Source organism: Halobacillus yeomjeoni (assembly GCF_020171525.1).
Lineage (GTDB): Bacteria > Bacillota > Bacilli > Bacillales > Halobacillaceae > Halobacillus > Halobacillus yeomjeoni.
The window spans coordinates 104,899-119,811 of the sequence record NZ_JAIVAI010000005.1; the positions used below are offsets into that span (position 1 = coordinate 104,899).

Here is a 14,913-nt window from a genome sequence, read left to right on the forward strand (position 1 = left end):
GATCCTGAAAGGGGCATGGATGTTGAATAAGGTCATGTTTAGTCTTTTTGCAATTTCAAGTGTTCTTCTACTTGCTGCCTGCGGAGAAAATACCAATGAAAATGCAAATGAAAGTGAAGAAATCAAAAGGCTTGATGTAGAAATATCTACAGAGCCGAAATCAGCTGATCTTGATGTCGGAGAAGAATTTACGGTTAAAGCTCAAGTGTCATACGGACAGGAAAAGGTTGAAGATGCTGACGAAGTTCGTTTTGAGTTTTGGAAAAAAGGCCAGGAATCTGCTGAACATGAAATGATTGATGGAGAGCACCAAAGCGATGGCGTCTATACGATGAATAAAAAAGTGGATGAGCCTGGTGTCTATTATGTCATCTCGCATGTTCAGGCAAGGGATCAGCATAATATGCCTAAACAAGAGTTGATGATCGGCACTACGGGTGAGAATAAAGCTGTATCCGATAAAGAAAAAGACGATCACCATCAAAGTCCTGGTGATGGAGACTATTCTAAGTTCAAGGCGGACATCAAAATCGATGATACTTTGAAAATCGGAAAAGAAACCACTCTCACAGCTCTTCTGATGAATGGGGACGTTCCCATATCTGAAGCCGATGTGCGCTTTGAAATTTGGAAAATGGGAAATGAAAAGCATACGTTCTTAGACGCTGAGGAAATGGAGGAAGGCCGTTACAAACTGGATTACACATTTACGGATAGTGGTGAATATGCCGTAAACCTCCATGTCGTAGTAGGTGAATTCCATACACACAAGAAAACAGAAGTTAAAGTTGAATAGTGATATCAAACAAGGCTTCCTTATCATGGAGCCTTGTTTTTTCATTGAGATATATACACTTTCTTTTCCCTAAGTGTACGGAATAGTCCTGAAGGGTATGATAGTTATAGATTATCCTGAAGAGGTGATGACATGTTTTATTCAGTAACACTTCAGAAGATCATATTCTTAACATCCATTGGTGTGATCATAGGAACTATCGTGGGTTTCACATCCGTATTAGGATTTGATCTGGATGGTTCAGTATTTGTTCTGTCTATGTTTTTAAGCATCCTGAGTGTGTATGCTACTGCGATGTACGCAGAACTTTATCACATAAGAGAAGCGATCAACAAAGAGCGGAGAGAACAGAAATAAAGGAAAAGCCGGCATTTTATTTGCCGGCTTAACTATTGTGTCAAAAAGCTGATTGTCAATAAAGCCGTATAGAGGATGGCGATGACGATCATGATCCAATAGCTTTTTTTACTTAATGATCGAAAAATCACATAAAAAGTCATGAGTACGACCCCGATTACAAAGAGCCAGTAGATTAGGTTCATGGAACAACCCTTTTCCGTATATTATTTTTTCTTCATTGTCCTTCTTTTTAACATCATAAATTCATCGTTTGGACCTTTCAAGGTCAAATGTCTGTGTTGCTGTTTATTTCATTTTAAATATGGGAATGGTAGAAGATAGCAGCTATTAAAAATAGTGGGAGGAGAGAGGATTGCTCGAGTTTCTTTTGATCCGAAGAGAATTTTCATGACACTCTACGAAATTCTGTTTTTATCCGTGACTGCTCTATGGGTGGGGGAGTTTTTAGTTTTCCGTAATCAAAACTCCCGAGAAGGCGGTCAGCTTGAGCGAAAATCCTATTCTATCATTCTCGTGGCAGTCGTAGCGACTGTCGTTTTGACTCTTGGGATGCGGGAGATTGATCTTTGGGTGGTTACTTCTGCGTTCGTTTGGTGGGCTGGTTTGTTGCTTTATACGATCGGTGTGTTTCTTCGATATTGGGGAATTATTCATTTGAAGGATCAATTCACGAGAGATGTTTCCGTTCGTAAAGGTGATCGTCTCGTCAGCAGTGGACCATATAGGAAATTGAGACACCCACTATATACAGGGTTATTTTTTATTGTTATCGGTTTTTGCTTGGGGGTCGGCAGTCTTCTTGGGGCGTTGATTTTTGGATTCGTCATCTTCATCGCACTACTACATAGAATCCGCATAGAGGAAGCGATGCTGGTGGAGGGCCACGGGGATATGTATGTGAATTGGTGTAAATCCAGGTACAGGCTGATTCCGTTTGTTTATTAATTTGGAGGTGGATGCTTTGAAACAGAAGAAAGCGATTGTCGTAGGTGCAGGGCTTGGCGGAATGTCCGCTGCTATCCGTTTGACTGCGGATGGCTACCAAGTGAAGTTGATTGAGAAGAACAGTAATCTCGGAGGAAAATTGAATCGACGTGAAGGAAAGGGATTCACATTTGATACCGGTCCGTCCATTTTAACGATGCCTTGGGTTTTGGAACAATTATTTGAAAGTGTTCACCGCCGTCTGGAAGATTACATAACCGTTGAGCGGGTGGAACCTCAGTGGAGGACGTTCTTTGAAGATGGAACTCAGTTGGATGTTACAAGTGACCTGCCGAATATGCTTGAAGAAATGGCGAAAGTGACGGATAAACCGAATAGAAAGTTCACAGATTTCCTTTCTTACAGTCAGGAAATGTATGAGCTGTGTATGAAGAGCTTTTATAAATACAGTATTCAGGATCTGAAAGATTTGAAGAGCCATCACAAGTTAAAGGAACTGTTCCAAATGGATCCGATGAGTACAGTGGCAAGGTCGACGCACAAACATTTTGATAACAAGTATTTAGAGCAGCTTTTCAATTTCTTTGTTATGTATGTGGGCTCGAACCCATACTCTTCACCTGCGATTTTAAATCAACTTGTATATGTTCAGCTTGGTCTTGGCATTCATTATGTAAAAGGTGGAATGTACCAGATTGCTGAAGCGATGGGGCGTCTGATGGAAGAACTTCGCGTGGATGTTCAACTCAATACACCTGTGCAGCAGCTGGTCGTGGAAGGGGATCGAGTCGTCGGGGTGGAGACGGAGGATGGTACGGTTCATGAAGCGGATGTCGTCGTTTCAAACTTGGAAGTCATCCCTGCTTACCGCCGCTTAGCACCGAATTCAAGCAAGGTGAAAAAAGAGACGAAATCGCTGGAGAAAAAATTCGACCCGACGGTATCCGGTCTGGTGCTCTTGTTAGGAACTGATAAGAAATTCGAGAATTTGAAACACCATAATTTCTTCTTCTCAGAGGATCCCGAAAAAGAATTCAAGCAGATTTTTGATCAAGGAAAACCTGCTGATGACCCGACCATCTACATCGGCATCTCATCAAGGTCAGATGATTCGCAGGCACCGGCAGGGAAAGATAACTTATTCGTACTCACTCATGTGCCGCCATTAGCGAATAAAAAGAGAAAGCCGATCGATTGGGATCAATATCGGGAAAAAGTTTTGGATAAACTCGAGCGGATGGGTATGACCGGATTGAGGGATTCCATCGAATTTGAGTACCGTTTCACTCCGGAAGACCTTGAGTCTCTATATGGTCCAAACGGAGGGTCCATATACGGAATAGCGGCAGATCGTAAAAATAATGGCGGATTTAAAATCCCGTCTAAGAGTCAGGTTTATGAAGGTTTGTATTTTGTAGGAGGTTCCACTCACCCTGGTGGTGGAGTTCCGATGGTAACATTATCAGGTCAACTGACGGCGGATCTCATCAAAGAGAAAGAGTCGCCAAAAGTTAAACAAGCCTGAACAAAGGCCGGCTTTATGCCGGCTTTTTTTCGTTTCATATTCAGAGATGCAGGGAAAGGGTGAACAATAGACGGACTCGGAGAAGGGGAATTTCAGATGAACAGTTGGATGGTATTTGCGATTTTCATTTTATCGGGAGTAAGTACATTCTTTGTTGCTTCCCGATTAGCCATATTCGGTGATGCGGTAAAAGAAAAAACAAAAGCTTCTTCCGCTTTTATCGGAGCCCTCATCGGCATTGCGATTTCCTTGCCGGAACTGACTTCCAGTGTCACGGCGGTTTGGATCGACAGCCCTGATTTGGCTGTTGGAAACTTGGTGGGGAGTAATTTGTTCAATATAATGGGATTGGCGATTTTCGATGTTGTTTATAGACGACATCAAATAATGACTCATGCCACAGTTGAAAGTAAGCTTTATGGCTGGCTGGTCGTATTCATGACAATGATTGTTATGGCTGGGCTGACTCTTACTTTGCCGGCTCACATTTTCCACATCAGCTATACGTCCATCGCAATCGTGCTCCTTTACTTCATTGGATCGAAATGGATCAATGATCGGACAGAATACCAGGGCCGGAAAGTGAAAAGGGAACAAGATCGTTATAAGGAATATTCCTATAAACAAGTGCTGTGGCGTTTTATCGCTTATGCCATTGCCATTATGGTCATTGGTAGTATCTTGACGATCACCGCTGAACGAATTTCCACAATTACAGGGATCGGTGCGTCATTTATCGGTTCATTCTTAGTGGCGATCAGTACATCTCTACCTGATGCTGTCAGTGTGGGGACAGCGTTGAAGTTAAGAAACTTCAATTTAGGTATCAGTTCTCTGCTTGGAAGTAATGCGTTCAACTTGATGATACTGGCTTTTACGGATGTCATTTATTTCAAAGGGAATCTCCTTGAAAACGCTAGTCCAGCAAATTTAGTGACAGGCGGAGCCTCCATTTTATTTATACTATTGATTATTTTGAGCATATCCAGAAAAAAAGCGAAATCATTTGGTTATCTATGGCCTTCGGTTGCCATCATTGCAGCTTATTTTGTTACGACCTATCTAGTATTTGAAATGAAGTGAAAAAGCGGCAGACCGCCGCTTTTTTTAATGTTCTTTTTTACGTATGGGCTGCCTTGATCCTGGTAACCACCAGTTCCAGTCCCCCATAAGTTTCATGAGACTCGGTACGAGAAGCAGACGGATGATTGTTGCATCCAGAAAAATCGCAAGCGCAATACCGATTCCGATTTGTTTTACCGGGACGACATCAGTAAACGCGAATGCTCCTGTTATTACAATCATAATCAACGCAGCAGAAGTGATGATTTTACTCGTTGTCGCCAACCCTTCTATGGTTGCGGTCGTGTTATCTTTTCCGTTCAAATAGAATTCATGGATACGGGAGATGAGAAATACTTCGTAGTCCATGCTTAGTCCAAAAACAAGACTGAATACAATCACAGGTAAAATGAGTGCTATATCAGAAGGGTTCAATCCAAACTGACCACCTTGGAACAGCCAGACTAGTATACCGAAAGTTGAGGCAAGGCCGATGACATTCATCAAAATCGCTTTTAATGGGATGGCGATGGAACGAAAGGCAATCATCAAAATAATGAACGTGGAAACAAGAATGACAGCCAGGGTCATATAAATTTTATTTTCGATTTCATAGTAAATTTCCTGATTGAATTTCGGGCGTCCCCCGAACATCATAGGAACCGACCATTCTTTTTGGTCCCAATCCGTCATCAGTTGTTTTGCTTCTTTCGAGTTGGCAGTTGCGGTAAGTTTGATGGGAATGACAAGTTTTTCTTCAGAAACAAACCGATTAACAGCTGGTTCCAATCGGATTCGTGTAACTTCCTGCGAAAGAGCTTTCGAAAGTTGGTCTGGGGAGTCCGTGTTACTTTCTGAGTACAGGGTACTGACTTCCTGGACAATCTCAGCCTTTCCTAACTCCTCTTTAATCTCCTCCATTTTCTCAAGGCCCTCTAAGGACAGCCATCCCCCTTGGCGCTCTGCGATGGCATAGGCAACACTCTCCTGGTCGGAGAAAAAAGTATCGTCGATTGTATCATAAGCAGTTCTCGACTCATAATTCTGAGGTAGAGAGTCGATCGTAGGGATAGTAAGGTTCATGTTTGTGACTGGAAGGATTCCAATCGATAGAACGATCAGTGCCGCTACTGACACAGCCACTGGTCGTTTCATGACTTTTTCAGCAAACCTTCGCCATTTCGGGCTGGTATCTGACCTGACGGAGATGATTCTCCATTTATTGATATGCGGACCTGCTATATAGAGTAATGATGGTAGAAGTGTCAATGAACCCAAGACGGCGAAAACGATGACGATCGATCCTCCGATAGCGATATTCATAAAAATATCGACTTGGATGATACTCATCGCTGCAAGTCCTATGAATACGCAGACGGCAGAAAACAGAATCGATCTTCCTGCTGTTTGGATCGTCGTCTTTAATGCCTCCTCTTTCTCCTGTTTTTTTAATTCTTCTCTGTACCGATTTATGAATAAGAGTGCAAAATCGATACTTAGGGCGAGACCGATCATTGGAGCTATATTCAGAATAAATATAGATAGCTGCACATCTTGTCCGATGAGGGAAAGGACGCCGAATCCGCAGATGATTGTGACAGCGCCTATAATTAAGGGAATCAAAGAAGCGAATAAAGTGCCGAAGGCAAAGACAAGAACGATTAACGCTACGGGTAATCCGATCAATTCCGCTCGTTTCAAATCTTCCTGGCTGGCTTTATTGATGTCTTCGGAGATGACAGGAGCACCAGTGAGTGTAACTCCTTCTTCGGACTGAATCACCTTTTCGACTTCATGAATTGCACGCTGGATATCTACAGCTGGATCGGTAAATTGAATGCTGGCATAAGCGATGTCATTTTTTATCATAGAAGAATCGTCTAATGGGGAAAGGAGCGTCGATGGTGAAACGCGTTTTTCAACCATCTCAAGAATGCTCGAAATCTTATCTTCAGATGGTTCTTCAAATAAAAGGAAGAGGGTGGATTCCGGAAAATCGAAATCCTTTTTCAAAACTTCATCAACTTTTTCATACTCACCTTCTGTCCGGAACCCATCTCCTTCAAGTAAGGAAGGAAGTTGAACTGCAAGGAATCCTAATACGACAGCCATCACTACCCATAAGGCTAAAAACCATTTATGTAATCTTACAATCCAACTGGATAACTTTTTCATTTGTGTGCGCTCCTTGGTTTTCGATTCTTTTTTTATTATCTCCTAAATCTTATGCTTTTTCCAAGTAATTGAAAGAAGCGGATGTGTAACCTGTCTCTTACGGTGGAAAATAGGTAGAAGGAATAAAAAGAGGGAGGGGTAAGTTTGGACTTGCCGAAAGACCTGATCCAAGATGCCAAAAAAAGAATCGATCCATATGATGTGGAAGGTTTCGTTCTTGGAGAAGGGAATCCTGAAGCGGATATCATGATTGTAGGAGAAGCACCGGGGGAAAAAGAAGCTGAAAAGGGGATTCCTTTCATCGGACGTGCCGGAGTAGAACTGGATAAACAATTACAGATTTTAGACTTGGATAGAGAAGATGTTTACATCACTAGTGTGGTAAGAAGCAGACCTTACAAATGGGTGAAAACCAACAAGAAAGGTTCGGGAGGGAGACGAAAAGCGAACCGCAAGCCGAACCAAAAAGAAATTATGGCCCATGCCAAACTCCTTGATTATCAAATAGAAAAAGTGGACCCCGTCTTGATTATTGCACTCGGTGGAGTAGCTTTTGAAAGGTTGACTGGAAGAAAAGAAAAAATCAGTGATTATTTAGGTGAGGTCATTGAAACACCTATAATGAAAGTGGGAAACAATGAAGACCAATATATAGAATCGGAAAAAACATACCCAGTCGTTCCCCTTTATCATCCTGCGGCTGTCTTTTACAACCCAAAAATCAGGGAAGATATCAACCGGTCTCTTTCCCGTGTCAAAGCGCATCTTGAAAGAGTAAAGGCAGAAGGTTGAATGTGCCGTTCCTTTTAGGGAGAAATATTCTTTCGTTTGCGTTTTACTGTGCTATAATAAAAGAAAATCAGGTCACAGGTGCCACTGTGACCTGAGAAGATACCGTTCGTTCTAATCCGTCAATGGAGGAAAGGCCCCTTTCGTATTCGAAAGGGGTCTATCTTTTATTGTTCATTTTTATGATCAATGCCAGGAGTGTGATGATAAACGTTCCAAACGCCAGCATGATCATAAGAGCTTCATAAGTACTCATGAAAAGCATCACTCCTTCTCTATCACACGCTCACCTAACCCTATAAGAACGGTATCTATATACAAGGATACCATATTTTTCAGAAAAACAAGAACGTTTGTTCGCATTTATTTGTAAAATAGACAGAACGAACCATGAGAAAATGAAAAAACCACCCCGGCTCATCCGCTTTCGGATCACCGGTGGTGGTAATTTCTCTTGTTTTTAAGCTTGTTCTTTTAACGGTCTAGGGTGTTCTTCTTCATCGTTCAAGCTATCTAAACGATGGAGTAAACCGACACCAAAATCACTGTCTGGCCCTGGATTTTCATTGAAGATGCTGCGGCTTGATTCATAAGCGCTCGAACCGTGTTCGGCGAAATCAAGTCCAGATACTTCTTCCTGACGAGAAACCCGGATGGATCCGGTTACGGCCTTGATTGTAATGACAGCTAAAGCTGTGGCTAATGAGGTCCAACCAATTACAGCCAGTACGCCAATGGCTTGAATACCAAGCAGCGTCAGACCTCCTCCATAAAGCAGTCCGCCTTCTACAGAAAATAATCCGACTGCTACCGTTCCCCAGATTCCGCAAACTCCATGGACAGCTATTGCTCCTACAGGATCGTCAATTTTCGCTTTTTGATCGAAGAACTGGACAGCTTCGACCAGAATGAATCCTGCAACTAATCCGATCAAAATAGCTCCTAGAGGAGAGACGTTCGCTGTACCTGCGGTGATTCCCACAAGACCTGCCAAAGCTCCGTTCAATGTAAGGGAAGCATCGATTTGTTTGAATTTCAACTGAGAATAAAGGGCGGAACTGATGACAGCTGCTGAAGCTGAAAGGAGTGTAGTAGCGACAACTGCCGGAATCAACGAAGGATCAGCAGCAAGCGTACTTCCGCCGTTGAAGCCAAACCATCCGAACCATAGAATGAAGACCCCTAAAGCGCCTAGCGGGATATTGTGGCCTGGTATGACATTGACGGTTGTACCGCTGTATTTCCCTAAACGAGGTCCGAGGAACATGACTGTGATGATTGCTCCGATCGCACCTGTCAAGTGAACAGTAGTCGAACCGGCGAAATCGACGAATCCAAGTTGAGACAACCATCCCCCGCCCCAGATCCAGTGTCCGACCACAGGATAGATGATTCCGGTCATAAGTAATGTAAGTAGTAAATAAGAGCTTAGTTTCATACGTTCTGCAACAGCACCCGAAATGATAGTGGCACATGTCGCTGCGAATACAGCTTGGAAAACGAAGAATCCGATTTGGTCTTCATGACCGTTCAAGAAGAAACCATCCAGTCCGATGAGTCCGCCTCCTGATTTTCCGAACATGATGCCGTAACCCACCACAAAATAAAGGACAGAAGCGATGGAAATCGTCATGAAATTTTTCATTAAAATATTCAAGGCATTTTTGGATCGTGTGAATCCTGACTCAACCATTGCGAATCCGGCGTGCATGAAGAAGACTAAAAAGGCGGCGATCATAATCCACACCATATCGACCGATTCCATTACGGCTTCAGGTGTAATCGCTGGGGAGGCACTTGCGGTAAGTGGAAATACAAGGGACAAGAACAATAATAAAAACAGCGTTTTTTTCATAAGTGAATATTCATTCCTTCCTATTATTAAACTAAAGCTGATTTACCTGTTTCACCTGTACGTATGCGAAAAACTTCATCAATCGTAGAGACGAAAATCTTGCCATCTCCTACTTCGTTGGTAGCGCATGTATCGATGATCAGATCAACGATAGACTGGACTTCTGTATCTTCCGCAACCATTTCCACTTTCACTTTCGGGTAGAGTTTCACTTGAAAACGACTTCCGCGGAATATTCCTTCCTGCCCCTTCTGCTGCCCGCACCCGGCTACTTCTGACACAGTCAAACCTTTTACACCTAACTGATCCAGGTTCTGCCTTAATGTCTGGAAGGCTTCGGGGCGAATGATCGCTTCTACTTTCTTCATCCTTCTTGTCCTCCTTTGATTTGATGTAAGGTTTCTTAACATCTTATGTTATTTATAAATTGTATAATACTTCGAATAATCTGAAAAGTCAAATGAATATGTGAGAAAAAGTTACATATAAAAGAGTGTGAGGATTAAACAAACGTTTAATTAATGACAATAGAAGCTCTCTCTGTTTATTCTTTCAAGGTTTATTTATAATGGAAATTACGAGGTTACCAGTAAATAAGTAAAAGGAAAAAGGGGATTTCTTTTATGAGAGAAGCATTTAATTGGCATGAAGAAGCAGAGAAACAATGGAATGACCGTGCGGAGATGTGGAATTCGAAAAGCCGGACGATGTGGGAAGAAGGAAGTCGGAAAACGATCATTCCTTTTCTTCGGAAATATATATCTGAGGGCAGCCATATTGCAGACCTGGGCTGCGGGGATGGTTATGGCTCCTATAAGTTGTTTCAAGAGGGCTTTCGAGTCACAGGTTTAGACCTGTCCCAAGATATGATCGATCGTGCAAATGCACATTCAAATTCTGAAGAACTGACGTTTGTACAAGGGGATTTGACTGACTTACCTTTTGAGAAAGATTCCTTCGACGGTGTCATGGCAGTCAATTCATTGGAATGGACAGAGGTTCCATATAAAGGACTCGAAGAGATGAGACGTATCCTGAAGCCTGGAGGGAAGCTTTGTATAGGGGTGCTGGGCCCGACCGCAATGCCCAGGGTGAATAGTTACCGTCGGTTGTTTGGGGAGAGAGTCATTTGTAATACTATGATGCCTTGGGAGTTGGAAAAAATGGCTCTTGAAACACAGTGGACTCACATTGATGGTCATGGTGTTTATAAAAGAGGAGTAAAAGAGGAACACATACACGATTTATCGGACGATATGAAGCAGGCATTGACGTTCATGTGGGTATTTATATTTCAAAAATAAAGAGCAAACAAAAAGAGCGTGCACGTTTTAATAACCGTGCACGCTTTTTTCATATTCACCGTTTTTCCATAAAAAGTCTTGAAGGACTCGATCGACAGTGGGGTGTTCATGTAGACCGGAATGCGTCGCATCAATCCCGTAAATAATCTCTTCTTCATATTGTTCTTCCGAAATGATCGATCTTAATTTTTTTACACTGTCGAGGTGAACCAGACCATCCCAATGGTCATAGGGTGCTTCTGATTTATTAATTACACCTGCGATTGCAAGGACGTCCACTTCTTGGTCCAAACGCTGTTTTCTATTCAGGAAATTTTGTTGAGCTGCAGAACCAGGCTTCAAGTCCTCAAGAGCTGCTCCGTAATTTTTATTGAAATATCCCTTTTTCCTGATCCCGTCGAAAGGACTGGCAATGACGGCAAGTTTTTCGACCGAAGGATAGCGGGGGGACTGGTTATTCATCAAGTATTTGACTGCAGCCATGCCTCCCATGGAATGCCCGACCAATTGAATTTGGTCGATGTGATAGCTCTGTTTCAATTCATACATTACACTTTGGAGCCATTTCGTCTGTTGATCAAGGCTGGCCCTATTGTTTTCGAATAATAGTTGAATAAATGTGTGCTGACCTTTTGATAAGGGGGTTTTAAATGCCAACTTTCCATTGTCATGGACATAGATAAGCATGTGATTGCTGTTCTCATTCATGGTTTCAAATCGCTCAATCATCGGTCCGAAGCTTTTTTCTCCGCCTTTGTATCCGTGTACGAATAAAGTGGCGGACGTTGGATGACCTTTTTCAGACTGAGTCATCTTGGTGTTCATAAAGAATACAGCCACCCCAATCAAAAGAGAAGTTAACAACAGGGTCAACCATTTATTTTTATTTCCTGTGATCATTGGTGACATTGGGGGAGCCTCCTTACATATATTTTTTGTGATTCGTGTCCACCTATTCAGATGTTTATATTTTACAGTTACAAGGGAAAACTGAAACGGAACCAATCAAAACGGAAGGAGCATTTGCATGAATCAAAATCAATTGAAAGAAGAAATTCAAAAAGTCATGAAACATCATAAAGTAGGAACGTTGGCTACCGTTAAAGGTGGAAAGCCTCACTCCCGGTATATGACTTTCTCCAACGATGAAAACTTCACATTTTTCACACCGACCAACCGTGAAACTCATAAGGCAGATGAAATTGAAGCAAACCCCAATGTACACATTCTCCTCGGGTATGAAGGGGAAGGCTATGGTGACACATACCTTGAAGTAGAAGGTCAGGCTAAGATTCGAGAAGACCAAGAGATCAAAGACTGGCTCTGGAACGATCATATGGACCGTTGGTTCGATGGAAAAGATGATCCTGAATATGTCGTGCTTGAAATTCTCCCTGAAAGTATCCGATTGATGAATGAAGGTGCAAATACTCCTGAAACCTTGGATTTGTAAATGGAAAAAAGTGACTAGCTCAACTGCTAGTCACTTTTCTTATGATTGAGTGAATCAGGAATAGAGCAAGGTTCGTCTTCATATTCGATTTCTATCGTAACATGTTCCAGCTTGATGGAATGGATGATTTCTTTGATTTCATCTTTAACCTCGCATACCTCTTTTTTAGTCGCATCAGGAGAAACGACTACATGGGTGGAGAAAGCGTGGTGTTCCCCGTCCAATGACCAGAGGTGGGTGTGATGGGTGGAAAGAACATGTTCGATGTCATTGATCCTTTCCCGTATATCCTTCAAGTCGATGTTTCTTGGGACTCCTTCTAAAAACAGCCGCATCGTCTGTATGAAGCTTAAGAATACGTTATACAAAATATATAAAGTGATGGCAATTGACGCGAGCGGGTCCAATATAGACAGGTCTGTAAAAGCCATCACGATACTAACGATCAAAACAGCAACCCAACCCAAGACATCCTCGAGTAAATGCCAGGATATGACTTTCTGATTCATCGATTGACCATCTTTTAACCGGAAGACAGCTGCCCCATTCACGAGGATTCCCAGTACAGCCAGAATCATCATTCCTGTTGTATTCGGACTCTCCGGGTTCAATAAGCGAGGGACAGCTTCAAATAAGATGAAGACCGATCCGACAATCAACACAACACTGTTGATCAGTGCAGCAAGTAAGGAGAACCTTTTATAGCCGAATGAAAAGTCAGAGTTCCCGCTCTTTTTCGAGTACTTCTGGAGAAACCAGGCGAGGCCGAGAGATAAAGAGTCACCGAGATCATGAAGAGCATCAGACAAAATCGCCATACTATTGGTCAAAAGCCCTCCGATGATTTCGATGATTGTAAAGAAAAAGTTTAAAAAGAACGCTACTTTAATGTTACCGGTAGAGTGGTCGTGATGGTGATGATGCCCCATAAAACTGCGCCTCCTGGGATCATTTTTTATTTGATTTGAACATAAGGAAGTTTTCTGGCGTTGTCAACTATGCTGTGCCGGCCGCTGAGTATGTTATGAATCACTTCTCCTGTGGATAAAAGCGGCGTTCAATTTCATAATAGTCCAGTAAATGATCTGTAGTTTTTGCAAGTTTTTTTACAGCATTCAATAGGAATGTCTTATCCAGTTTGTAAATGACTCGTTCTTCAATGTGATCCAATGTATTGCAAGCGAATTCCCACAGCATGTCGTGCTTTGAAGAGTCGATCGATTCGGCTACAAGGCCCAGGGCGGCTACCAATTCAGTGATGATCAAATGATTATCCTTCGCGTAATGGCGGATATAGCCGAACCCTCGGTAGATGTAGTAATCGAACGATTCAGATAGTAAGATGACACGTACTTGATCTTCATCATCTTTCAAGTAGGGGGTGAAAGTGATGTCATGTTCAACGGTGAGCATCAATTCCGCCATCTGGTGGATCGTGTTTGTGGCCGTCTTTGGATCATTATTGCCGATAGACTTGATCGCAATCTCCGCAAGCTTATGCATCCCCATGTTAATGTCCTGCAGCTCCGTTTCCTTGTGACCAAGTTCGATCATGTTCAGATATTTGTTTTCATTAATTTGATCTGCTCCTGGTCCCCAATAACTCATCATGCTGTTTCCTCTCAGAATATAATCTCCTACCTGGCTGTTCAATTGGATGATGATGTCATCTTTTTTAGCTTCATGTATCATTGAATGATAATCAACCAGCTGTAAATAACCTGAACGGTGGGCGCACATATCCGAAGCATTTTCCTGTTCTTTCTCCATTAAATCTCCAGGTTCCTCTGTGCGGTAGGCTTCCAAGTCTTTTCGTAGAGACTTGTTTATGATTTGTTCAGAAGACCTTTTCATTGAATAAGTGATATTATGGACTTGCATCCAAGTCGTCGCATGATTAATGAAGTAGATGAAAGTGACGGCTGAGATAAAAGCAAGAAGCACCGTGATGATGGGAACCGCTGCAAATTCTTCATTAGCTGAAGAGTTTCCTGTAAATAGGAAAATTACTAGTACATACACGAAACTGCCATTGAATATCCCCAGACAATGCTGGGTTTGCTTATCTGAGACAAAATTCAATAATAATCGTGGAGAAAATTGCCCGCTGAACGTCGTCAAAACGACGAGTAAGGAGTTCAAGGTGAAGGCGCTAAGTGTCAAAATCCCGCCGATCAAGGTACTGACAAGCATCCTTGTAATATCACCATTTACTTGAAAAGCGGCGGGGGCCAATTGGTCCAGTTCCAAGACCAGATCCAAGATTAATGTCAAGGCGACAAAAGCGATAGAAGCCGATATGTAAATAGCCGGCATATACCATAACGTCGACTGCATTTCATGCTTGCGCTGACGCTTAGACATTTCAAAGTATTTTTTTAACGATACTGGTAAAAGGTCCAACAGCATCCTTAATCTCTCCCTCATTTACTTAGTTGTTTAAAGTATTTTTCCCCACCTTCGGCTATAATCAAACTGTCAAAATTATTCTTATAAAATAATTTAGTTAGAACAGCCCTTTTTAAAAAGTGGGAATGGCCTTTGGTGAGCTATCGGACTTCTATCTTTGGGGCTAATCAGTGAATGAAATCTTGGGTGCTGGGAAGTAAATCTTAATCAATAAACACAATGCGTTTATAGAGTAGCCTG

Annotated in this window: 16 protein-coding genes; 8 read left to right on the plus strand and 8 right to left on the minus strand. The window is 42.3% G+C overall.

All coding sequences use genetic code 11. The annotated features are described in order from the left end of the window. The first annotated feature begins 34 nt into the window (after positions 1–34). Complete coding sequence (locus LCL89_RS13455; protein WP_224810518.1) at positions 35–796, plus strand: FixH family protein; 762 nt, start codon at positions 35–37, stop codon at positions 794–796. Between the two features lie 132 nt (positions 797–928). After that, the gene (locus tag LCL89_RS13460; RefSeq protein ID WP_197318270.1) at positions 929–1,153 is read left to right on the plus strand and encodes a hypothetical protein; all 225 of its coding nucleotides are present in this window, start codon (positions 929–931) and stop codon (positions 1,151–1,153) included. Between the two features lie 32 nt (positions 1,154–1,185). On the opposite strand, the gene LCL89_RS13465 is transcribed toward LCL89_RS13460, so the two are convergent. Next, complete coding sequence (locus LCL89_RS13465; protein WP_197318269.1) at positions 1,186–1,338, minus strand: hypothetical protein; 153 nt, start codon at positions 1,336–1,338, stop codon at positions 1,186–1,188. A 205-nt stretch (positions 1,339–1,543) separates the two neighbouring features. Here LCL89_RS13465 and LCL89_RS13470 point away from each other — a divergent pair, with 205 nt between their 5' ends. The 3 genes from LCL89_RS13470 (at position 1,544) to LCL89_RS13480 (ending at position 4,709) form a co-directional block, all read left to right on the plus strand. Then, positions 1,544–2,101, plus strand: coding sequence for a methyltransferase family protein (locus LCL89_RS13470; protein WP_224810519.1), 558 nt, complete (start codon positions 1,544–1,546; stop codon positions 2,099–2,101). A 16-nt stretch (positions 2,102–2,117) separates the two neighbouring features. Continuing rightward, complete coding sequence (locus LCL89_RS13475) at positions 2,118–3,626, plus strand: phytoene desaturase family protein (RefSeq protein ID WP_224810520.1); 1,509 nt, start codon at positions 2,118–2,120, stop codon at positions 3,624–3,626. Between the two features lie 96 nt (positions 3,627–3,722). Then, positions 3,723–4,709, plus strand: coding sequence for a sodium:calcium antiporter (locus tag LCL89_RS13480; protein ID WP_224810521.1), 987 nt, complete (start codon positions 3,723–3,725; stop codon positions 4,707–4,709). A gap of 24 nt (positions 4,710–4,733) precedes the next feature. Here LCL89_RS13480 and LCL89_RS13485 read toward each other — a convergent pair whose 3' ends face one another. Beyond that, positions 4,734–6,863, minus strand: a complete 2,130-nt coding sequence (locus tag LCL89_RS13485) for an MMPL family transporter (RefSeq protein ID WP_224810522.1) — start codon at positions 6,861–6,863, stop codon at positions 4,734–4,736. Positions 6,864–7,007: 144 nt separating this feature from the next. Between LCL89_RS13485 and LCL89_RS13490 the strand changes: the two genes are divergently transcribed. Then, entirely contained in the window at positions 7,008–7,655 is a 648-nt protein-coding gene (locus tag LCL89_RS13490; RefSeq protein WP_224810523.1) for a uracil-DNA glycosylase, read from the plus strand. A gap of 157 nt (positions 7,656–7,812) precedes the next feature. On the opposite strand, the gene LCL89_RS13495 is transcribed toward LCL89_RS13490, so the two are convergent. From LCL89_RS13495 to LCL89_RS13505, 3 genes are all read right to left on the minus strand, one after another. After that, positions 7,813–7,908 (minus strand): putative holin-like toxin, encoded by a 96-nt coding sequence (locus LCL89_RS13495; protein ID WP_197318263.1) that lies wholly within the window; start codon positions 7,906–7,908, stop codon positions 7,813–7,815. 204 nt (positions 7,909–8,112) lie between these two features. Next, positions 8,113–9,507, minus strand: a complete 1,395-nt coding sequence (locus tag LCL89_RS13500) for an ammonium transporter (RefSeq protein WP_224810524.1) — start codon at positions 9,505–9,507, stop codon at positions 8,113–8,115. A gap of 26 nt (positions 9,508–9,533) precedes the next feature. Then, positions 9,534–9,875, minus strand: a complete 342-nt coding sequence (locus LCL89_RS13505; RefSeq protein ID WP_197318261.1) for a P-II family nitrogen regulator — start codon at positions 9,873–9,875, stop codon at positions 9,534–9,536. A gap of 255 nt (positions 9,876–10,130) precedes the next feature. Here LCL89_RS13505 and LCL89_RS13510 point away from each other — a divergent pair, with 255 nt between their 5' ends. Continuing rightward, positions 10,131–10,811 (plus strand): class I SAM-dependent methyltransferase, encoded by a 681-nt coding sequence (locus tag LCL89_RS13510; RefSeq protein WP_224810525.1) that lies wholly within the window; start codon positions 10,131–10,133, stop codon positions 10,809–10,811. Between the two features lie 27 nt (positions 10,812–10,838). Here the strand turns inward: LCL89_RS13510 and LCL89_RS13515 are convergent, their stop codons facing one another. Then, a complete protein-coding gene (locus LCL89_RS13515) occupies positions 10,839–11,720 on the minus strand; it encodes an alpha/beta hydrolase (protein WP_224810526.1) in 882 nt (293 codons plus the stop codon). A gap of 118 nt (positions 11,721–11,838) precedes the next feature. Here LCL89_RS13515 and LCL89_RS13520 point away from each other — a divergent pair, with 118 nt between their 5' ends. After that, positions 11,839–12,264: a pyridoxamine 5'-phosphate oxidase family protein gene (locus LCL89_RS13520; RefSeq protein ID WP_224810527.1), complete on the plus strand. Its 426-nt coding sequence runs from the start codon at positions 11,839–11,841 to the stop codon at positions 12,262–12,264. 26 nt (positions 12,265–12,290) lie between these two features. Here LCL89_RS13520 and LCL89_RS13525 read toward each other — a convergent pair whose 3' ends face one another. Then, positions 12,291–13,193: a cation diffusion facilitator family transporter gene (locus tag LCL89_RS13525; protein ID WP_224810528.1), complete on the minus strand. Its 903-nt coding sequence runs from the start codon at positions 13,191–13,193 to the stop codon at positions 12,291–12,293. Between the two features lie 100 nt (positions 13,194–13,293). Further along, positions 13,294–14,628: a DUF2254 domain-containing protein gene (locus LCL89_RS13530; RefSeq protein WP_224810529.1), complete on the minus strand. Its 1,335-nt coding sequence runs from the start codon at positions 14,626–14,628 to the stop codon at positions 13,294–13,296. Positions 14,629–14,913 lie beyond the last annotated feature (285 nt).

Excerpts from the sequence above, each read along its gene's own strand:
- LCL89_RS13455 (WP_224810518.1), top strand. The coding sequence starts at position 35 with ATGTTTAGTCTTTTTGCAATTTCAAGTGTTCTTCTACTTGCTGCCTGC.
- LCL89_RS13460 (WP_197318270.1), top strand. The coding sequence starts at position 929 with ATGTTTTATTCAGTAACACTTCAGAAGATCATATTCTTAACATCCATT.
- LCL89_RS13465 (WP_197318269.1), bottom strand. The coding sequence starts at position 1,338 with ATGAACCTAATCTACTGGCTCTTTGTAATCGGGGTCGTACTCATGACT.
- LCL89_RS13470 (WP_224810519.1), top strand. The coding sequence starts at position 1,544 with ATGACACTCTACGAAATTCTGTTTTTATCCGTGACTGCTCTATGGGTG.
- LCL89_RS13480 (WP_224810521.1), top strand. The coding sequence starts at position 3,723 with ATGAACAGTTGGATGGTATTTGCGATTTTCATTTTATCGGGAGTAAGT.
- LCL89_RS13485 (WP_224810522.1), bottom strand. The coding sequence starts at position 6,863 with ATGAAAAAGTTATCCAGTTGGATTGTAAGATTACATAAATGGTTTTTA.
- LCL89_RS13495 (WP_197318263.1), bottom strand. The coding sequence starts at position 7,908 with ATGAGTACTTATGAAGCTCTTATGATCATGCTGGCGTTTGGAACGTTT.
- LCL89_RS13500 (WP_224810524.1), bottom strand. The coding sequence starts at position 9,507 with ATGAAAAAAACGCTGTTTTTATTATTGTTCTTGTCCCTTGTATTTCCA.
- LCL89_RS13505 (WP_197318261.1), bottom strand. The coding sequence starts at position 9,875 with ATGAAGAAAGTAGAAGCGATCATTCGCCCCGAAGCCTTCCAGACATTA.
- LCL89_RS13510 (WP_224810525.1), top strand. The coding sequence starts at position 10,131 with ATGAGAGAAGCATTTAATTGGCATGAAGAAGCAGAGAAACAATGGAAT.
- LCL89_RS13515 (WP_224810526.1), bottom strand. The coding sequence starts at position 11,720 with ATGTCACCAATGATCACAGGAAATAAAAATAAATGGTTGACCCTGTTG.
- LCL89_RS13520 (WP_224810527.1), top strand. The coding sequence starts at position 11,839 with ATGAATCAAAATCAATTGAAAGAAGAAATTCAAAAAGTCATGAAACAT.
- LCL89_RS13525 (WP_224810528.1), bottom strand. The coding sequence starts at position 13,193 with ATGGGGCATCATCACCATCACGACCACTCTACCGGTAACATTAAAGTA.
- LCL89_RS13530 (WP_224810529.1), bottom strand. The coding sequence starts at position 14,628 with ATGTCTAAGCGTCAGCGCAAGCATGAAATGCAGTCGACGTTATGGTAT.